General features: G+C 67.2%; 20 protein-coding genes. 11 read left to right on the top strand and 9 right to left on the bottom strand.

All coding sequences use genetic code 11. The annotated features are described in order from the left end of the window. Positions 1-16 precede the first annotated feature (16 nt). From ABFX45_RS33025 to ABFX45_RS32985, 9 genes are all read left to right on the top strand, one after another. Positions 17-214, top strand: coding sequence for a DUF397 domain-containing protein (locus tag ABFX45_RS33025; RefSeq protein WP_346134249.1), 198 nt, complete (start codon positions 17-19; stop codon positions 212-214). 253 nt (positions 215-467) lie between these two features. Then, complete coding sequence (locus ABFX45_RS33020; RefSeq protein WP_346134247.1) at positions 468-740, top strand: hypothetical protein; 273 nt, start codon at positions 468-470, stop codon at positions 738-740. Then, the gene (locus ABFX45_RS33015) at positions 737-1,267 is read left to right on the top strand and encodes a DUF3558 family protein (protein WP_109634657.1); all 531 of its coding nucleotides are present in this window, start codon (positions 737-739) and stop codon (positions 1,265-1,267) included. Before ABFX45_RS33020 ends, ABFX45_RS33015 begins: the two co-directional genes overlap by 4 nt. An 89-nt stretch (positions 1,268-1,356) precedes the next feature. Further along, on the top strand, positions 1,357-2,529 hold the full coding sequence (locus ABFX45_RS33010) for a hypothetical protein (protein ID WP_346134245.1): 1,173 nt from the start codon (positions 1,357-1,359) through the stop codon (positions 2,527-2,529). Next, entirely contained in the window at positions 2,526-3,281 is a 756-nt protein-coding gene (locus ABFX45_RS33005; RefSeq protein ID WP_346134243.1) for an ESX secretion-associated protein EspG, read from the top strand. Before ABFX45_RS33010 ends, ABFX45_RS33005 begins: the two co-directional genes overlap by 4 nt. Then, positions 3,278-3,766 carry a YbaB/EbfC family nucleoid-associated protein gene (locus ABFX45_RS33000; protein ID WP_109634664.1) on the top strand — a complete coding sequence of 163 codons (489 nt, stop codon included), beginning with the start codon at positions 3,278-3,280 and terminating at the stop codon, positions 3,764-3,766. Before ABFX45_RS33005 ends, ABFX45_RS33000 begins: the two co-directional genes overlap by 4 nt. Further along, positions 3,763-4,062, top strand: a complete 300-nt coding sequence (locus ABFX45_RS32995; protein WP_346134241.1) for a hypothetical protein — start codon at positions 3,763-3,765, stop codon at positions 4,060-4,062. The genes ABFX45_RS33000 and ABFX45_RS32995 overlap by 4 nt, the downstream gene beginning before the upstream one ends. Next, entirely contained in the window at positions 4,062-5,309 is a 1,248-nt protein-coding gene (locus ABFX45_RS32990) for a hypothetical protein (RefSeq protein WP_346134239.1), read from the top strand. The genes ABFX45_RS32995 and ABFX45_RS32990 overlap by 1 nt, the downstream gene beginning before the upstream one ends. Before the next feature lie 98 nt (positions 5,310-5,407). Next, on the top strand, positions 5,408-5,935 hold the full coding sequence (locus ABFX45_RS32985; RefSeq protein WP_146231469.1) for a hypothetical protein: 528 nt from the start codon (positions 5,408-5,410) through the stop codon (positions 5,933-5,935). A 135-nt stretch (positions 5,936-6,070) separates the two neighbouring features. On the opposite strand, the gene ABFX45_RS32980 is transcribed toward ABFX45_RS32985, so the two are convergent. The 5 genes from ABFX45_RS32980 to ABFX45_RS32960 are packed head-to-tail and all read right to left on the bottom strand — an operon-like array spanning position 6,071 to position 12,192. Beyond that, positions 6,071-9,070 carry an ATP-binding protein gene (locus ABFX45_RS32980; RefSeq protein WP_346134237.1) on the bottom strand — a complete coding sequence of 1,000 codons (3,000 nt, stop codon included), beginning with the start codon at positions 9,068-9,070 and terminating at the stop codon, positions 6,071-6,073. Beyond that, positions 9,067-9,687 carry a hypothetical protein gene (locus ABFX45_RS32975; RefSeq protein WP_346134235.1) on the bottom strand — a complete coding sequence of 207 codons (621 nt, stop codon included), beginning with the start codon at positions 9,685-9,687 and terminating at the stop codon, positions 9,067-9,069. Before ABFX45_RS32975 ends, ABFX45_RS32980 begins: the two co-directional genes overlap by 4 nt. Beyond that, the gene (locus ABFX45_RS32970) at positions 9,684-10,691 is read right to left on the bottom strand and encodes a hypothetical protein (protein WP_346134233.1); all 1,008 of its coding nucleotides are present in this window, start codon (positions 10,689-10,691) and stop codon (positions 9,684-9,686) included. The genes ABFX45_RS32975 and ABFX45_RS32970 overlap by 4 nt, the downstream gene beginning before the upstream one ends. Then, entirely contained in the window at positions 10,688-11,164 is a 477-nt protein-coding gene (locus tag ABFX45_RS32965; RefSeq protein WP_109634683.1) for a DUF4365 domain-containing protein, read from the bottom strand. Before ABFX45_RS32965 ends, ABFX45_RS32970 begins: the two co-directional genes overlap by 4 nt. A gap of 47 nt (positions 11,165-11,211) precedes the next feature. Next, a complete protein-coding gene (locus tag ABFX45_RS32960) occupies positions 11,212-12,192 on the bottom strand; it encodes a toll/interleukin-1 receptor domain-containing protein (RefSeq protein WP_346134231.1) in 981 nt (326 codons plus the stop codon). Between the two features lie 218 nt (positions 12,193-12,410). Between ABFX45_RS32960 and ABFX45_RS32955 the strand changes: the two genes are divergently transcribed. Both ABFX45_RS32955 and ABFX45_RS32950 read left to right on the top strand, forming a co-directional pair. Continuing rightward, on the top strand, positions 12,411-12,929 hold the full coding sequence (locus tag ABFX45_RS32955; protein WP_346134229.1) for a hypothetical protein: 519 nt from the start codon (positions 12,411-12,413) through the stop codon (positions 12,927-12,929). Further along, positions 12,926-13,195, top strand: coding sequence for a hypothetical protein (locus ABFX45_RS32950; RefSeq protein ID WP_109634692.1), 270 nt, complete (start codon positions 12,926-12,928; stop codon positions 13,193-13,195). The genes ABFX45_RS32955 and ABFX45_RS32950 overlap by 4 nt, the downstream gene beginning before the upstream one ends. On the opposite strand, the gene prmC is transcribed toward ABFX45_RS32950, so the two are convergent. The 4 genes from prmC to prfA are packed head-to-tail and all read right to left on the bottom strand — an operon-like array spanning position 13,192 to position 17,766. Further along, positions 13,192-14,055 (bottom strand): peptide chain release factor N(5)-glutamine methyltransferase, encoded by an 864-nt coding sequence (prmC, locus tag ABFX45_RS32945; protein WP_346134281.1) that lies wholly within the window; start codon positions 14,053-14,055, stop codon positions 13,192-13,194. The genes ABFX45_RS32950 and prmC overlap by 4 nt on opposite strands. 18 nt (positions 14,056-14,073) lie before the next feature. Continuing rightward, positions 14,074-15,459, bottom strand: a complete 1,386-nt coding sequence (lpdA, locus tag ABFX45_RS32940; protein ID WP_109634695.1) for a dihydrolipoyl dehydrogenase — start codon at positions 15,457-15,459, stop codon at positions 14,074-14,076. Positions 15,460-15,470: 11 nt separating this feature from the next. Further along, entirely contained in the window at positions 15,471-16,679 is a 1,209-nt protein-coding gene (locus ABFX45_RS32935; protein ID WP_346134226.1) for an acyl-CoA thioester hydrolase/BAAT C-terminal domain-containing protein, read from the bottom strand. A 22-nt stretch (positions 16,680-16,701) separates the two neighbouring features. After that, the gene (gene prfA / locus ABFX45_RS32930; RefSeq protein WP_109634699.1) at positions 16,702-17,766 is read right to left on the bottom strand and encodes a peptide chain release factor 1; all 1,065 of its coding nucleotides are present in this window, start codon (positions 17,764-17,766) and stop codon (positions 16,702-16,704) included. Positions 17,767-17,823: the final 57 nt, after the last annotated feature.

Raw genomic sequence — 17,823 nt, 5'->3', positions numbered from 1 at the left:
ATCATCGGCCTGGCGCGTGGGCGGGAAACAGGTGGAGTGGCGTGAGAGCAGCTACAGCGGCAGCCAGGAGGGTTGCGTCGAGGTGGCATTGACCATCACCCGCGCGGGCGTCCGCGACTCCAAGCACCCCTCTGGACCTGTGCTTTCATTCTCACTTAGCGCGTTCAAGGCCTTCCTGGCCAGGCAAAGTTTTAACCCAAACAGGGTTGAGTAGTTCAACGCATCTCCCGAACGGGCGCATCACTGTATGGTCATGAGCCGACCACAGAGCGCTATCGGGGAGGGTCGAGCTTCTGTGTCCGAGGAAGCAACATCGTGGGGGAAGCCTGCACGCAGCCTGTCGAGCAAGTCAGTCCAGGCCGTGCTGGGGACCGGCGTCGCGGAGATCTCGACGGCAACCAAGGCGGTCGCCACAGGAGTGGCGTCGGGGACGGACGTTCTCCGTCGACCCGAGTGCCGTCGACAGCATGATCAAGAAGCTGCGCGATATGAAGGACGCCCTGGGAGAGATCCAACGCCGCAAGCAGCAGCTAACTGCTGACACCAAGCTCGGTGGCGGCTACGCGCAGGCCATCAGCGAGATCAACAAGCAGTTTGGCCAAAGCGCTATTTCACAGATCACGGATATCGGCAAGGCCATTGACTCGCTCATCGAGCAGCTAGAAAAGAGCCGCACCTCCTACCGGAATGTCGATCAGGCTCACGCCGACTCGCTCAAGCACCTCAACGGGAAGTCATGAAACACACTCTGATCGCAGCTGTCATCGGCATTGCGGCGCTGTCCACCGCATGTACCACTACCGGTGGCAACGCCACCCCAGCACCGACTACCGGCAGCACCCCCACCAGCTCCGAGAACGCATCGAAACTTGCTTCCATCAAGCCCTGCGATCTCCTGACCCAATCCGAGGTCACCGAATTCGGGCTCGAATACCCTGGTAAAGACACGAAAACCGGCACTGCGGACGAGTGTCAATGGAAGATCAGCGGCAACGGTGGCCTCAGCGCCGGAGTCCGCACGAAATCAGGCCTCAAGGACCTGAACGTCGAGGGCGACAAGGTCTCCGACGTCAAGGTGGGCAAGTTCGACGCGAAGAAGACCGAGGGTTTCGAAGGCGCCAAGAACATCTGCGCGCTCTGGATCTCCGTCACCGAGACCTCGTCAGTTTCGGTCATCGCGAACCTGGACATCTCGTCCACCGACACGGTCGCAGCGTGCGCTCGTGCCGAGAAGGCTGCAGACAAGATCGTCGCAAAGCTGCAGTAAAGCCGTTCGAGGGGGGAATCCGCATGGCGCCCGTCAAGCCCGTCGTTCAACCGTCGACGGAGAACTATCCAGCCCAAGAGCACGGACACATGAGAGGTCTGGTCAACCAGAACTACGACCCAAATGCCTCGACGGGTGTTATCGACGTCTGGGCTCAGTTCGGAACCACGTTCAGAGAGCTGGCCGCCGATTTTAACAAGATCGTCAACGACTCCCAGGCCGGGTGGAACGGCAAGGCTGCCGAGGGGGTTCGGCAGGCGCTGGGCAAGGTCGGCCAGTTCGCGGACGACACCGGTTCGGCGTTCCACGCCACCGCCAGCGCCATCGCGGTGCAGCGGGACGCGGCGGTACAGGCGAACCGGAGCATGCCCGAACCGGTCGACTTCAACCCGTTGAAGATCGCCGGAAAGTGGGCTGGCGCCGCTGTCATCGCGCCACCAGCCATGGTTGGCGGGGCCTATGAGATGTTTTCCACGTACAACGAGAAGCAAGAGGCCAAGCAGCAGGCCGTCCAGGTGATGCAGACGCGTGACGCCACGATGATGTCCGCGGCGCAATCCATGCCAGCCATGGACACCACGCCGCAGGTCACGCAGGACCAGGGCGTCACGCAGCCGAGCAGCACCACGCATTCGCAGAGCCTCAGCAACGTCAACACGGACCAGAGGTTCAGCAACAACACCGGCATGCCGAACATGCCGTCGAACACCGGCAACGGCACGACGAACCCGTCCTGGGTAGCACCGCAGGCCAAGGACCCGAACCTCCCCGGCAACTTCAACCCGAACAACCCGCCCGGAGGTGGCAACCAGAACCGTCCGCCGTACGGACCTCCGGGCGCGCTGCCTCCCGGCATGCGCCCACCCGGCGGCGGAGGTCAGGGCAGGCCTCCCGGTGGCGGGCAAGGCATGCGCCCCGGCGGGCCTGGCGGGCCGGGTGGACCCGGCGGTGGCGGCGCGGGCGGTGGCCGCGGCACGGGCGCCGGTGGCATGGGCGGTGCCGGTCGCGGCATGGGCAGCTTCGGTCCCGCCAACCCCGGCGGCGGTGCCGGAGTCATGGGCAGCGGTCCGGGTGGAGCCGGGGCGGGCGCCGGTGCGGCGGGTCGCGGAGGTGCTGCCGGTGCCGCGGGCATGGGTGCCGGTAGCGCTGGTGCCGGCAAGGGTGGCGAGGAAGACAAAGAACACAAGTCGAACTACCTCGTGCCCACTGACGAGTTCTTCGACGACGATCGCATGGTCGCGCCGCCGGTGATCGGCGGATGAGGCAGATCGCCCAGCTCTCCCTGCCCGCGTTCGAGGTCCTCTGGGAGGACCTGCGGGCGGGGAGCATGCCGTACCCGTTCGACATCAGCCAGCACGGCGACACGCTCGACGAGCGCGCCCGCATCAAAGCCGCGGTGCACGCTGATCTCGAACGCCGCAACCTTGCGCGGCGCGGCAGGCCGGAGCCGGACCTCGAGGACGCGCTGAACCTGTTGGCACGCCCCGAACTCAGCGTCGTCGCCCTGTGCATCCCAGACGTGAACCAGGAAAAGCTGGTCCGCGCCGGCGTGGTCGCCCGCGGCGGCTACGCGGTGCTGGTGACCCAGGAGGACACCAGCGTCACCCTGAACCTGGTGCAGCCCAACGAGATCGCCACCAGCCTGGTCAACGCCATGCCACCCGGCCGCCCCGGCCCCGGCAGGCCGGTGACGGTTCCCGGTGAGGCGTTCGAACAGCAGCAACCTCAGGAACAGCGAGGCTTCCGCCAGGCCGTGCGCACGATGGAGAACGACGACGTCCGCATCGCCAAGCAGATGCTGACCGGCCCGGCCATCGGCAACGGCCACTTCCTAGTGCAGATGGGCCAGGGCCGCACCAAGCGGGACTTCCCGCCCGTGACCTGGATCGACACGAAACAGGGGCGCTACGCCAACGTCGAGACCCGCAAAGGCTGGTTCACCATCAGCCCCGCCGACAACATGGGCCTGGCACGACACCTCGGGCAGGTGCTGGCGATGACGAGGGAGCGATGAACCCGGAACAGATGATCGCGGACCTCGAGTCCAAGGCGCGGCAGCTCCAGCAACGCTCCCAGCAGATGCAGGAGCAGATCCAGCACGCCAGCAGCACCGTCACCTCACCCAACGAGGCGGTGACCGTGCGCGTGGCACCCAACGGCGCCTTGCAGCACATCGAGTTCTCGCCCACCGCGATGCGCCTCACTCACGTCCAGCTCAGCCAGCTCGTGATGCAAACCGTGCAGAAGGCACAGGTTCAGGCGGCCGAGCAGGTGGCGTCCATTGTGGAGCCGGAGTTCGGTGGCACCGAGGCGATGGACTTCATGCGCAGCTTCATCCCACAACAGGAGGAAGAGGAACCGCCGCCACCGCAGGAAGACGGTCAGGTGATGCGCGAGGTCTCCTGGGACAGCCCGGCGCAGAAACCCACATCGTCTCCCGCACGGCCACAGCGCCCGCAGGATGACGACGAGGACGGCTTCGGGAGCGTGCTCAGATGAGCGGGTTCAGCGTCAACCCGAGCGAGCTGCACGCTTTCGCCAAGGATCAGTTCACTCGTCAGCAGGCGCTTGAGGCGGCTGCGGACAAGGCCGCCGGGGTGAACCTCGGCGGCGACACGTTCGGTGTTCTCCTGCAGTTCTTCGCCTTCGACGCCGAGGACTCCGCGGTCAAGACTGTCGAGGCCATCCGCAAGCTCGCCGAGGGGGTCGGTGAGGCTGCGGAGAACACGAAGGCCACAGCATCGTTCTACAAGCTGAACGAGGACGCCAACCGCCAGCGGTTCGGGGGCTCCTGATGACCTTCACCTCGTTGAAGGGAGGCGATGACTGGGCCGATCCCGACAACTTCGCCGGCGCCGGAGTGTTCGAGTCCCTGGCCCAGACGGTCGACTCGATGAAACGACTCGGCGAGGGTGACGCGGCTGAGCTGGGACTCAACGCGGCCGCACTCGGCCTCGACGCACTCGGCGTGTTCATGGACCCGGTCGGAGCGCTGGCGACCGCGGGAATCGGCTGGCTCATCGAGCACCTCAGTTTCCTGCGTGAACCGCTGGACTGGCTCGCAGGCAACGGCGACAAGATCAAAGCCGCGGTCGGCACGTGGAACCAGGTCTCGGTCGCGATCGCGCAGATCGCGGACGAGCAGAACAAGGCAATGCAGAGCCAGGTCGGTTCGTGGCAGGAGGCTGCGGCCGAGCGCTTCCGCTCAAGCCAGAGTCAGCTCGCCGTCGAGATGACGGCAGTCAGCAGGTCGTGCGCGGCAGTTGGGGAGCAGGTTGCCACGGCGGGCACGATCACGGCCGCAGTGCGCGGCATGCTCCGTGACCTCGTCGCCATGTTCATCTACGAGGTCATCCGCAATGCGATCATCGCGCTCGCCTCGTCCTACGTGTCGCTGGGCAGCTCGATCGCGGCGTTCTCAGCGTGGGCCGTCGGACGCGGTGCGGTGGTGCTCGGCAAGATCACTCAGCAGATCGCCAAGCTGGTGAAGATCGTCACCAGGATCGCCGGCAGGCTCAAGAACCTCTTTGCGAAGCTGGGCGACGTGCTGGCGCGGCTCGCACGATTCGGCAAGGGAGGGCGAGGTGTCGACGCGCCGAGCGCTCCGCACGCACCGGCCACCCCGAGGGCGGATGCGCTGAGCGACGCCGGAAAACGGCTGGAGAACTGGGGAAACTCACGTCCTACCACGGGCGAGGCGTTCGACAAGCTCAAGCAAGGCGGACACGAGTTCAAGGACGGTTACGCAGACGCGGGCAATACCTGGAGGAACAAGTACGAAGAGCCGTACAGCCAGAAGGTTCCGTCCAAGCCGTGGCAACAAGACGCCGTCGACGCTTACACGCCGTTCAAGCCGATCACCAGAGCCGACGGTTCCGTCACGCCGCACTCGGTGCCGAACGTCATGGACGGCGGCTACCAGATCAAACTGGGTGCGGATGTGCTTCGCGAAACCTCCAAGCAGGACGAACTGCAGTCGCAGGGCATCCCGGACGAGAAGAAGAAGGCGTTCGAACGACAGCAGGGATATCTCGACCTGTGACCTCGTCAGACGATCAGTCACACCCCACCGGACGGGCGCGCTGGGCGGCGCTCCTGGCGGCAGCGATCGGTTGCGCGATCGCAGCGCCACTTCTGGCGATGAAGGGTGACCTGAGATCACTCCTCGCCATCGCCGTCGCTCTGCTCTCCGGAGCAGCGGCCTGGTTCGCGACAAGTCGGCTGCGTCCTTGGAGCAGGACCTCCGCCTGGGCAATGCTCGTCGTCGTCTCGATCGCGTTCGTGTCCTCGGTGGGGATGAAGTCCCTGTGGCTCTCGATCTACGGCGCACCGGCGAACGACTGCCTTGTCACCGGTCGGTCAGAGCACACCTCCCGTCGGGCGCCGAGCTACTACCGCAATGACCTGAGCTGTGGCTCGCTGCAGATCGACTACCGCCCCAGTCCCGGCTACTGGACCAAGCCGATCGGCGAGCGAATCGACCTCGTCGTCGACCGCACCGGCTTGGCGGGCTACGCGGAGCCCGGCACGATCAGGCCGCTGATCAGCGCAGTGACGGGACTCTCGGTGCTGGCAGGAGCTGTGTACTTCGCTCTTGTGCTCTGGTGGCCTGCGCGGAAGCCCAAGAAACGGCCGGACAAGCCCAAGCTGCAGCCGGATTTCTTCTAGATCGGCGCACACGCGGTCACGCGCGAGGCGGCGGTTCCTCAAGCGCGTGACCGCGTGCCCTCCCCGGTGCAAGAACATACGACCGTTTGGCCCTAACGTGACTGAACGTCAGGTAATTGGCCACGAATTGTCAATTCACCGGCGGGCTCGGTCGATCACCTCGTCCTCTGTCAACGGATTCGGCGGGTGATGGCTCAGGCACATCGGCACCGTGGTGAGGTGGAAGCCGGTGGCGTCGGTCGCGACGAAGAACTCACCTCTGGTCAACCGGGCTATGTCCGGCACGGCGCTGCCTCTGGCCCTGGCCAGCTCCTCTGCCGCACGAATCTGCGCGGGACTGCTCAGCCTGCCGAAGATCTGCGTGGTCGCGTTGCCGGTGATGCGGTTGTCCAGCCCCTTGGGCGCCTGCGTCGCGAACACCAGGCCCAGGCCGTACTTGCGTGCCTGGGCGGCCAGCATCTGGGTGCTCGCCGTCGAGGTCGTGGCCTTGCCGGACGGGGCCAGCGTCTGCGCCTCGTCCATCACGAGCAGCCAGCCGAGGGACTGCGCGGGGTTGCGCTTGACCCAGGCGAAGAGCTCCATCTGCAACTGGCTCACGAAGCTCTGCCGCTGTTCCTCGGACGTGAGACCGACGAAGCTGATCACTGACACACGCGCCGCCTTGCCGGGTGACGGCGTGAGCAGCAGGGCGGGGTCCACCGGCTCGCCCGCGCCCGCGAACAGGCGGTCGTTGATCATCGTGGCCTTCAGGGTTTCCGCCATCTCGCCCGCCATCGCTCGGGCGTTGGCCATGCCCGTGACGCCGTTCGGCAGGTCGGCCAGCAGGTCGATGAACGACTCCAGTTCGCGCTTCTCCATACCCGCGAACGACTTCAGCGCATCGCGAAGCACCGCTCTCGACCGCTGGTTCCTGACCGTGGACGTCGCGATGCCGGCACGGGGAGCCAGCGCCGACACCGCGACGTCCAGTGCCATCTCGAACTCGTCCGGGTTCTCGAGCACGCCTGCGAAGTCGGGCAGCGGCTGGAAGGACAACGGCCTGCCGGACTGCCGTTTCGGTGTCCACACCACGACTTCCGTGCCCGCGAGGTAGGTGCGTGCGCGTTCGGCGTCGCCGGATCCCCAGCGAGGTGGAGGTGTCGGCCACGCGTCACCCAGGCGTGCGAGATCGTTGTTCGGGTCCAGGACGATCGCCGACACGCCCCGCAGCGCGCACTCCTCGACCAGCCTCCTGAGCAGAACCGTCTTACCGGAACCGGTGCCCGCGCAGATGAAGACGTGTTCCCGCAACGTCGCCAGTTCCACGGTCACACTGCCGATCGGCACACCGGAGGCGGCGACCGGTTCAGTGGTCAGCCGGCCGGACATCGCGGGGAACAAGGTCGGCAGCACCCCGGACAGCAGCTCGGTGTCGCTCGCGGGCTTGCGCGCCATCAGCCAGGCGGGCAGCCGCGGATCCTGTGCGGCCAGCATTTCCTTCAACGCGGCGAACGCGCGCAGATCCGACTCGGACACGGGCACGTCCCTGCCGCCGGCCTCGCGGAACTCGGCGATCTTCTCCTGGGTTACAGGGCCAGACGACCACGGCTGGTTGCGCAGCAGGATCAGCCTGCGGCGGTCGGAGCCGAGGTGGTGCGCGGCCGCGCTGCGCGCCTTCGACAACCGCGACAACGCGGCCCCGTGATGCGGGGCCGCGATCGCGCGGAACGCCCAGTGCGCCTCGTTCTCCGTGTCCTCGTCCAGGGTGCGGATCAGCCTCGCGTGCAACGCCGGTTTCACCGACGGCGGCGACTCCAGGCTCCAGCCCTGGTCGTTCTCCCCCAGCTCGGCGATCCACGCGGTCAGCGCGGCCGACAAGAGGCCTGGCACCACCTCGTCCTCGGTTCCCTGGTCGAGGGCGGGACGAACGTCCGCTTCCGCACGCAGCTTCTCGAACACGCCGTCCAGGGCGGTCAGATCGTCCTCTGCCGGTGGCGGCTGCGCGGCCACGGGTTCCGCCTCCGCGTCGAACCGGTCCAGCTCCCGCACGGTGTCACCGCGCAGGCACCACCTGGCGTGCTCGTCGATGCGCTGCAACAGCTTTCGCGGCGTGTACTGCTGCATGCCGGCGAACGCGTACTTGCTGATCGGCCAGGTCGGGCCGGGCGGGACGAAGTCCAGTTCCTGATAGGTCACCGCGAGCCGCTTCTCCACCAACGCGCGGGCCAGACCGCCGTTCGGGATCTCCGCGAGTTGCCGCTCCGACCGGAACCGGTCGGCGAACGTGTCCGCGGCCTTGCGTCGCAACGATTCCCAGACGTGGGGCAGGCACGCGACCAACGACAGGGTCCTGCTCGTGTGGTCCCGCAACGACATCAGGCCTTCACCGACACGGGCGAACAGCTGGCCGTCGTCTTCCTCTGATTCGCCACCGGTGGCCTGCTTCGACACCGCGACCAGCTGGTCGATCTGGTCCACCGCCACCACGATCGGACCGGTCAGCGCCAGCAGTTTGGTGATCTCGCTGACGATCTCCTGCGGCTGCTTCGGATGCGGCCGGATGCGCCACGTCTCGCGATCGCCGGGGGTCGTCTCCGGCATCCCGCTCAGGTAGTCATCGCCGATGTTGGAGAGACGATCGTCCGGCGACGCGAAGAGGACCAACGCCCGCAACGTGTCCTGGCACTCCTGCCACACCAGACGGTTGAACCGGCGCACAGAGGCGACGAACTCGTCGAGGTTCGTCGCCGGCGTACCCGTCAGCACGGACAACCTGTCCAGGAACTGGGCGACCTGGCTCCGCCCACCCGCGCCCGGCCGCACCAGCCCCTCGACGAACGCGTTCGCGGTGTTCGTCCAGAAGGCGTTGCCCTCCATGAGCTTCACCAGGAAGAAGTAGCCACCCGTCTCCTGCACCTGGCCCCGCACCCAGCCGAGCAGGTGGGTCTTGCCGGAACCCTTCTGGCCTTGGATCACCAGCCCGATCGGGCTGGCACCCGTGCTGCGCGCGGCATCCGCCAGTCCCGCGAGGACGGCTTCCTCGACCTCGGTGTGCAGGCCCTCGACGTGGAACTGGGCTCCGCCCCAGACGTCGTCGGGCGTCAGCGCCCAGTTGAACCGCAACGCCGCCAAGGCCTTGCGTTCCTCGGGAGTCATCGCGCACCGATCGCGATGAGGTGGCGGTCCTCTCCACCGATGCGGATGGCCGCCTCGTGGTCGTCCTGGGTCAGCACCTTCTGGTTCGACTCGGGAATGATGTTGACGTCGGCAGCCCGGTTCAACCGGTGCAACGCCTCGTCCACCTCACCGCGTGGCTCCCCGTTGAGCGCACTGCGCAGTGCCGCGAGCCCGACCCAGGCACGCGGCTCGGGAGCGAGCTTGGTGTAGGCCGCGCGCACCCGCCGATCAATGGCGAGCTCACCGGCCTCGAAGATCTCGTTCAAACGCAGTCCCGACCGTTCGAGGAACCGCGCCAGACCGCCGAGCAACGCGTAGAGCGCTCCGCCCGCGGATTGGGACCTCGGTGGCGTGCTGGACGTCAACTCCGTTGCACACCAATCCCATCCCGCGTCGGTCAGCTCGTGCCGGTACGGCCTGTTGTTCCGCTCCCGGACGCTCGCGACGAGCCCGAGTTCGTTGAGCACCCGGCGTTCCTCACCATCGAGGCGGAAGCCGGCGAGGTTCTCGAGTTCGTTGTTGGAAACCTCTCGCGCCTCAGCCATCAGCGTGATCAGCGCCGCACGCTGCTTGATCCCGAGCTCCCGCATCCTCATCCCTCGCAGTCGATTACGTCGAAGCGGTCCACTTTCAGTTCAGCGCGCCGGCCCTCGCTTACGAGCCGTCCGGAGACGGTCACCGGGTGCTTCTCCTTCTGGGCAGTGACCGCCGCGTCGAACCAGGTCAGGTTGAGCAACCGCATCCACACGGTGTCGACCTGCACCATCCGGTCGATCCGTGCCGTGCGCACCAGCCCGGTCACCGTGACCGTGCCGAGGTCCTGCGTCGTCCGCAGAAACCGCGCTCCAGCACGGATGCGGGCTCCGGCACCCGCGTCGAACGTCATCTCGGGAACCGTGTGCCCCGGGGCGTCACCGGCTGCCCATCGGAACGAGAAGCCGAACGGCCACGCCGCCTGCTCGCCCGCGAACCCGGACAGCGCGTCGCACAGGTCCGCCGAGGCACCTGCGACCACCGCGTGCCGGAACGCCGCGAGATCGTCCTGCGCCACCGCCATCCTCACGGCGTCCAGAGCTGTGTTGAGCCTGACCAGAACTCGGCGCGCGTAGTCGTCGACCGGAACCCTGACCGGCAACACACAACTACCTGCGCGGGCAGGTCCGACCTGCATCCGGCCGACCATGTCGTGCACCTTTTTGGGCAACCTGCCCCGTGAGCCGATGTAGGCACCCTGGTCCACTGCTCTCGTCGTAGCGTGCACGACGTTCGTGAGACTGGTGAGGTTCTCCACCGCGAACGACAGCGAAGACCAACCGCTCGGTGCGTCCGGCGGATGTGTGTGCACGCTGATCATGTCCGCGGGCGGTGTGGCGATGTCCAGCGCAACGTCCGCAACAGCACGACCTTCCCGTGCCGCGACGCCCTGCAGCAGTTCACGGACGCGCAGTTCCGCGTCGTTCATGCCGTCCCGCGCGGGCACCAGCACTTCGGCGCCGTCGTCGTGTGTCCACACCGTCAACGTGGTCCACATCCGCGGTTGCGGATACCACCCCGTGGCGCGGAGGTAGCCGGTGATCGCCTCCACCGGGAGCGCGGTCATCGAACGCTCCGCAACAACTCGCGCAACGAGGCGCCGGTCAGCACCCTGGCCAGCGACAGCTGCACAGTCCTGCATCGCGAGCGATCGGGCGCGGACACCGGAACCTCGTCGCCCATCGGATGGAAGTAGCCGAGGTGCCGGAGCACCATCCCGTCGGACTGGAACGACAAGTAGGCGCGATCAGGTGGCAGCACCAGCAGGAACAGGAAGCGCGGCACGGTGAAGTCGCGCCCAGCCAGCCGGTTGAAGCACACCTCGTCGAGACCGTCGTAGATCCACTCCGCGTCCTCACCGTCACCACGCGGCTTCGCCGTCCACACGACCCGTGCCTCCACAGCGGGAAAGACGGCGGAAGGAAAACGGAACCCGAAGTCGACGCCGTCGCGGGCGGCGTCACAGGCGGACACGTGGAGACCGGCGGCGGTGGCCAGTGCTCGCACGTACTCGCGTGCCAACTCAGCGGGCTCGGACACCCGTCCGAAACTAGGACCGGACGGACCACGCCCCGCGAGTCGGCGAGTTATTGGCCAGGATTTGGCAAGTCCTTCCAGGCGGTGACCATGTTCACCGCGCTCCGCAATGCGGTCAGTCCCTCCCGGAAAGCGATCATCGGCCGACGCATCGGCACGCTCATCAGCTCCGCGTTCGCCGTGCTGGTGAGCAACTGCTCGATGGCGTCGACGAGCTCTCGGAGAGCCGCGGCGCCGGGCCCGAGCCGAACCGGTCTCGCGCGCACCAGGCGATCGACCTCGGAGACTCTGCGTTCGTACGCACGGGCGGAGTCCCGCAGCCGCAGTGCGCCTGGTAGCAGCGCCTCCGCCCGCGACGCGTCATCGGTAGCCGTCACAACGATGTTCTGGAACTGCTGCAGCACCTGAGAAGTCAACTCCACGACGTGGCCCGTGTCGTACCCGAAGCGTTCGATGTCGGCGACGGCTTCCGCAGCGTCGGGCAGGTGCGGATCAGCTTCGGTGACAAGGCGACGCTCCGCCTCCTCGACGTGGTCCACCAGCTCACCGGCCAGAGCGAGCATCGTCCGCCGCCATGCCGGAGAGGCAGGGCCGTCGAGCCACGCCTCACGGACACTGCGGTGCTGGCGCTCCACGATGATCTGCACGGCCAGGTCCGGGTTGTCGTCGGTGAGGTGGTCGTGTCCCAGCAGGACGACCGGGAGGAGCAGGCCGCGAACGCCTTCCACGTAGGCCTGGTTGTAGAAGACGAAGAGTTCCTCGCGGCAGTACGGGCGATCGAAGTAGCGGCGGGTCAGGACGGGCAGGAAGACGGTGGCGCTGCGCACCGAAGCCCTGATCGCCGGCTGGGCGAGATCGCCCCAGCCGATGGCTTCGCGATCCAAGAAGATCTCCAGGTCGCGGCCCCGGTCGGCGTAGGCGTAGTGGCGCAGGGCGGTGGCGAAGGGATCAACGAAGTCCATCACCACGTCGTCCTGGCGGGCGTAGCTCAGGAAGCAGCGGATCGGTGGGGCGTCTGGGAAGGGAGTCATCTGCCCTCGTTCGGCGCATTGACAATTCGCAATTCTGCCACCTGGGGTCCGATTCCGATCTCGAGCGACTATTGTGCCAGTTATCAGAACCAAAGGCATCGGAATGCGCATTAAACAAGTCACCGACCAGCACAAACGCAAAGTGCTCGATTCAATGACAGAAAGTGGACAGGACAATGTCAGCTCCTGCGGCGACGATAGGAAGCGATTCTCCGGAGTTGCGCGACGACACGACCCGCTTCCGCTGCGGAGCCGCGCACCACGACCAGGAGTGCACGGACTCGGCCATTCACAGGTACCCGATGCAGGCCGCTCGGCCGGATCCGCGGCCGCCGCCCGGCGTCAACGTCGGCGCGGAGGTCGTGCGGACGTGGCGCGGGGTGTGCGACAGCAAGCCGTCGGCGGCGACGGGACCGTTCGTCGGCAACGGCACGTTGCTCGCGTTGCCGCAGCTGCTCGTGCTCGCGGCCGGAGTGTGGTTCAGGGGCGGGCAACGCGTGCGGCGGGGCTCGCCGCACGGGTCGCTCGTGCTCGGGTCGGCCGCGAGCGCGATCGCGCCGATCTTCGTGCCCTGCGCGTTCACCGGCGAGCGGTGCAGGAGCGGCAGCTGCTACGCCAGGTTCAAGCCGGTGAGAGGCGACGCAGGGCTCGCGATCGGGAACAAGGCGCGCATCACCGGCGCCGGCAGGGCGCACACCGGAACCACGAAGGTCGGCACGAGCAAGGAAAACCCATGAGTGAACGAAACAGGGCTGCGGGCGTCCACATCGGACACATCAAGGACGTCTCGGCGGTGTTGCGGCTCCTCGACGAGCTGCGCGAGGACCTCAACGACGCCAAGGCTCCCACGTCGACCATCGAGATTGTCGACGACCTGCGGATCGAGGCGCGCAAACCCAAGCCGGGCAAGGACGTTGCCGAGCACCTGATGGAGAGGCTGAGCGATCGCGGGCTCGGCGAGCGGATGAAGGAGCTGGCGAAAGCCTTCGACGCGCTCTTCTAGACCCTGCGGGCGGTCGCGAACCGGGGGCGCCCGGCCAGATCGGCGTGGTCGGCGACGTCCGTGAGCACCCGGCGCGCCGCCAGCAGCGCGGGCACGGACTCGCCCTGCGTGTCGTCGTGCTCGATTCCCACGGCACCGCCCGGCTTGAGCCACCGTGCCGCGGCGGAGACCACGTGCCGGATCACGTCCAGCCCGTCGGCGCCGGAGAACACCGCGTGGTGCGGATCGTGCACGCCGACCTCGGGCTGCACTTCGGTTCCCTCTGGCACGTAAGGCGGATTGCACACCACGAGATCAACCTGACCGTCCAGATCGGACAGGAGCGACGGATCCGTGGCGTCACCGGAGTGCAGGCGGATGGGTGTGTCCCCGGCGGCCACCCGCGCGTCGGCGTTGCGCCGTGTCCACGCGAGCGCTTGGGGATCGATCTCCACCGCGTGCACCACCGCGTCCGGGCGGGCCGCGGCGACCGACAGTGCCAACGCGCCCGTGCCGGTGCACAGATCCACCACGACGGGCGAGGAAACGCCCACGAGCGCCTTGAGGCCCCACTCCATCAGCAGCTCGGTCTCCGGCCGCGGCACGAACACGCCCGGCCCGACCTCGACCGTGATGGCACCCATGGGCGCCCAGCCGAGGATGTGCTGCAACGGAATCCGCGAGGCCCGCGTCCTGACGAGCTTGTGCAGCTGGTCGATCACAGGTGGATCGACCAGCGGGATGAGCGGCAGCCGCCCCCGTTCCACGCCGAGCACGTGCGCGGCCAGGAACTCCGCGTCGACGCGCGGGCTGTCCACGCCGGCCTCGGCGAGGATCTTGGCCGCCTCGGAGATGGCAAGGCGGAGCGGCTGCCGGTTCATCATCAGCGAGAAACTATCTCAGAAGTTGATCATGTGCCCGGCCAGGCCGTGCACGGCTTCCTTGACGGCCTCCGAAAGCGTCGGGTGCGCGTGCACGTTGCGCGCGACCTCGTGCACCGTGAGGTCCCACTGCTGCGCCAGCGTGAGCTCGGGCAGCAGTTCGGTGGCCTCCGGGCCGATGATGTGGCCGCCGAGCAGCTCGCCGTGCTTGGCGTCGCTGATCAGCTTCACGAAGCCGCCGGGCTCGGCGAGGCCGTGCGCCTTGCCGTTCGCGGTGAACGGGAACTTCGAGACCTGGACGTCGAAGCCCTTCTCGCGGGCCTGCGCCTCGGTGTAGCCGAACGACGCGATCTGCGGCTGGCAGAACGTCGCCCGCGGGATCATCACGTAGTCGAGCTCCATGGTCTCGGCGCCCGCGATGGTCTCCGCGGCGATGATGCCCATGGACTCGGCCGTGTGCGCGAGCATCAGCTTCGCGGTGACGTCACCGATGGCGAAGATGTGCGGCACGGAGGTGCGGCCGCGGCCGTCGATGTCGATCGCGCCGCGCTCGGTCAGCTTCACGCCGGTGTTCTCGAGGCCGTAGCCCTCGACCCGCGGCACGAAACCGATGGCCTGCATGACCTTGTCGGCCTCCAGGACTTCCTGGGCGCCGTTCTTGGAGACGGTGACGCGGACCTTCTCGCCCGACTCGTCGATCGACTCGACGCGGGTGCCGACGCGCACGTCGACGCCCAGCTTCTTGTAGCGCTTGAGCAGCTCGGCGGACACCTCTTCGTCCTCGAGCGGCACCATCCGGTCGAGGAACTCGACGATGGTGACCTTCACGCCGTAGTTGTGCATGACGTAGGCGAACTCGACGCCGATCGCGCCCGCGCCGGCGATGATGATCGACTCGGGCAGGTCCTCGGTCATGATCTGCTCTTCGTAGGTCACGACGCGGTCGGACTTCTGCGTGTTCGGCAGCATCCGGGTCGTCGCGCCCACCGCGATGATCGCGTGGCCGAAGGTGATCGTCTCGCCGTTCACGGTCAGCGTGTGGTCGTCGGTGAAGTTGGCCCACCCGTTGTACTCGGTGATGCCGTTCTTCTTCATGAGGAAGTGCACGCCCTTGACGCGCCCTTCCGCGACCTTGCGGCTGCGCTGCCACGCCGCGCTGTAGTCGAAGCTGACGTTGCCGTCGACCTTGATGCCGAACGTCTTCTGCTCGTGCGTGAAGATGTGCGCGAGCTCGGCGTTGCGCAGGAGAGCCTTCGACGGGATGCAGCCCACGTTCAGGCAGACGCCGCCCCAGTACTTCTCCTCGACAACGGCGGTCTTCAGCCCGAGCTGAGCCGCCCGGATCGCGGCCACGTACCCGCCGGGACCCGCACCCACGACGACGACATCAAAGTGTGCGCTCATAAGCACACACCCTAGGTCCCGAGCTGCTCCTGCAAGAACTCAACCGTCCTTTTCCAAGCGTTCGCCTGAGCGTGCGCGGTGGCGTGCGGAACACCACCACCCGAGAAGGTGACACCGGGCCCCGGATAGGTCACATCCGTCGCCGGACGGTACGGCGGCGCCGCTATCAGGTGTCCTGCCTCGGGATACACGACGTGCTCGTACGGGAACGGGTGCTCGTGGTCCTTCAGCCGCCGCATGGCGACCTCGCTCAGTTCCGTGCTCGGCCACCCGTCGTCGTGTCCGGACGAGATGAGCAACACACCCCCGACGATGTTCTCCACGCGGATCTCGGTGTCCTCGGGGATGCCGTCGGACGTGTCGAACGCGAGCCTCAACGGCACCGGCTCGTCGTTCACGATCTTCGAGCGCAGCTCGTCGCTCACGTAGTACGGCAGGTACGGCAGCGGCTCGCCCTTGTACGTCCACGACGCCGCTTCGTACGACAGCTTCTGCAGCAGGTTGGCGCCCGGCCCGATGCCCTGGGTCACCACGCCGCTGCCCACCACGCTGACCACGGCCCTGACCTGCGGGTGGGTGGCACCGATCAGCAACGCCAGCTCGCCACCGCGCGACCCGCCGATGACGCCGATCTCGCCGCACCGTTCTGCCAGGTGGTCGATCGCGGTGCCGAAGTACTCGAGCGGGATGTCGACGAGATGCTCCGGCAGCCCCTTCATGCCGAAGTAGCCCAGCGCGAAAGTCACGAACCCGTGCGCGGCCAGGAGAGCGGCGTCGGACTCGTGCAGGCCGCCCTCGGAGCCACCGAGCACGATCACGCCCGGCAGGTCTCCTCCATCGTCCTCAGGGGCGAACAGAGTGCCTACGAGCCCGTTCTCGCGGACCTCGACGCGTTCGACGCCCTCGGGGATCGTCAGCCGCTTGAGCTCGATCTCGCCAGCGCCCTCGACGGACAGGCACATCGGACCCGGTTTGCCGCCGGTGCGTTCGAGCGACCAGAACAGGCCCATCGGATCGACACCGCGATAGGTGCCTTCCTTCGGGGCGTGCCGGGTGAGGTCCACGACGCCCCGCTCGTCAGCGGTGAAGACACCGTGGGACGCACGGTCGCCCGTGGACAGTTGAACGGTGATCTCGTCACCAGGCGGAAGACCCACGACGACGATGTCGACCGGTTGGTCGAGGGGTGCGATCTGGGGATTCACCAGGATCTCGGCCACAACGCGCCCCTCTCACGTCGGTTTACCCGCCTGCGAGCCGTTCTGCCCGGTCGGCGGCGGCCAGCGCGTCCACCACCGCGTCCAGGTCACCGTCGAGCACCTGGTCCAGGTTATGCGCTTTGTACCCAACCCGGTGATCAGAAATTCGTGATTCGGGGAAGTTGTAGGTCCTCACCCGCTCCGACCGGTCGACCGTGCGGATCTGGCTGCGACGGGCGTCCGACTGCTCCTGCGCCTTCTGCTCCTCGGCGAGGACAGCGAGGCGCGACTGCAGGACCTGCATGGCGCGGGCCTTGTTCTGCAGCTGGCTGCGCTCGTTCTGACACGAGACGACGATGCCGGTCGGCAGGTGCGTGATGCGCACAGCGGAGTCGGTGGTGTTGACCGACTGCCCGCCCTTGCCGGACGAGCGGTAGACGTCGATGCGCAGGTCCTTCTCGTCGATCTCGACCTCGGCCGTTTCCTCGGCCTCCGGGAACACGAGAACACCGGCAGCGGACGTGTGGATGCGGCCCTGCGACTCCGTGACGGGCACGCGCTGCACGCGGTGCACGCCGCCCTCCCACTTCAGCCGGCTCCAGACACCGTCCGGCGTCGGGCTCTTCGCCTTGATGGCGACCGTGACGTCCTTGAACCCGCCCAGGTCGGAGTCGGTGCCGTCGAGCATCTCGACCTTCCAGCCCTGACGCTCGGCGTAGCGCGTGTACATCCGCAGCAGATCGCCGGCGAACAGCGCGGACTCCTCGCCACCCTCACCGGACTTGATCTCCAGCAGCACGTCGTCGCCGTCGTGCGGGTCGCGCGGCAGCAGGAGCTCGGTGAGCTTCTCCTCCAGCTTGGGGAGCTGCTCCTCGAGCTGCTTGGCCTCCTCGGCAAACGCCGAGTCCTCGCTCGCCAGCTCCTTCGCGGCCTCGAGGTCGCTGCGAACCTGCTCGATCTCCCGAGCCGTCTTCACGATCGGGCCGAGCGCGGCGTACCGCTTGCCGAGCTTGCGCGCGCCCGCCTGGTCAGCGTGCACGCTGGGGTCGGCGAGCCTCTTCTCGAGCTCGTCGTACTCGGCGAGCAGGCTGTCCAGCGACTGCGACACGTTCTTGGCTCCTCTTTTGGTGGTGGAGACGGCAACGGCGCCTGACCCCGGCTCGTT

The organism is Lentzea roselyniae (assembly GCF_039537795.1).
GTDB lineage: Bacteria > Actinomycetota > Actinomycetes > Mycobacteriales > Pseudonocardiaceae > Lentzea > Lentzea atacamensis.
The sequence above is the reverse complement of the archived record's forward strand: the minus strand, read 5'-3'. Positions and strand labels throughout refer to the sequence as shown.

Bases quoted from the DNA above. Each gene is read 5' to 3' on its own strand.
- ABFX45_RS33020 (WP_346134247.1), top strand. From the start codon at position 468: ATGATCAAGAAGCTGCGCGATATGAAGGACGCCCTGGGAGAGATCCAA.
- ABFX45_RS32970 (WP_346134233.1), bottom strand. From the start codon at position 10,691: ATGACCGCGCTCCCGGTGGAGGCGATCACCGGCTACCTCCGCGCCACG.
- ABFX45_RS32975 (WP_346134235.1), bottom strand. From the start codon at position 9,687: ATGAGGATGCGGGAGCTCGGGATCAAGCAGCGTGCGGCGCTGATCACG.
- ABFX45_RS33000 (WP_109634664.1), top strand. From the start codon at position 3,278: ATGAACCCGGAACAGATGATCGCGGACCTCGAGTCCAAGGCGCGGCAG.
- lpdA (WP_109634695.1), bottom strand. From the start codon at position 15,459: ATGAGCGCACACTTTGATGTCGTCGTCGTGGGTGCGGGTCCCGGCGGG.
- ABFX45_RS32985 (WP_146231469.1), top strand. From the start codon at position 5,408: ATGAAGGGTGACCTGAGATCACTCCTCGCCATCGCCGTCGCTCTGCTC.
- ABFX45_RS32990 (WP_346134239.1), top strand. From the start codon at position 4,062: ATGACCTTCACCTCGTTGAAGGGAGGCGATGACTGGGCCGATCCCGAC.
- ABFX45_RS32960 (WP_346134231.1), bottom strand. From the start codon at position 12,192: ATGACTCCCTTCCCAGACGCCCCACCGATCCGCTGCTTCCTGAGCTAC.
- ABFX45_RS33010 (WP_346134245.1), top strand. From the start codon at position 1,357: ATGAGAGGTCTGGTCAACCAGAACTACGACCCAAATGCCTCGACGGGT.
- ABFX45_RS32980 (WP_346134237.1), bottom strand. From the start codon at position 9,070: ATGACTCCCGAGGAACGCAAGGCCTTGGCGGCGTTGCGGTTCAACTGG.
- ABFX45_RS33005 (WP_346134243.1), top strand. From the start codon at position 2,526: ATGAGGCAGATCGCCCAGCTCTCCCTGCCCGCGTTCGAGGTCCTCTGG.
- prmC (WP_346134281.1), bottom strand. From the start codon at position 14,055: ATGAACCGGCAGCCGCTCCGCCTTGCCATCTCCGAGGCGGCCAAGATC.
- ABFX45_RS32950 (WP_109634692.1), top strand. From the start codon at position 12,926: ATGAGTGAACGAAACAGGGCTGCGGGCGTCCACATCGGACACATCAAG.
- ABFX45_RS33015 (WP_109634657.1), top strand. From the start codon at position 737: ATGAAACACACTCTGATCGCAGCTGTCATCGGCATTGCGGCGCTGTCC.
- ABFX45_RS32995 (WP_346134241.1), top strand. From the start codon at position 3,763: ATGAGCGGGTTCAGCGTCAACCCGAGCGAGCTGCACGCTTTCGCCAAG.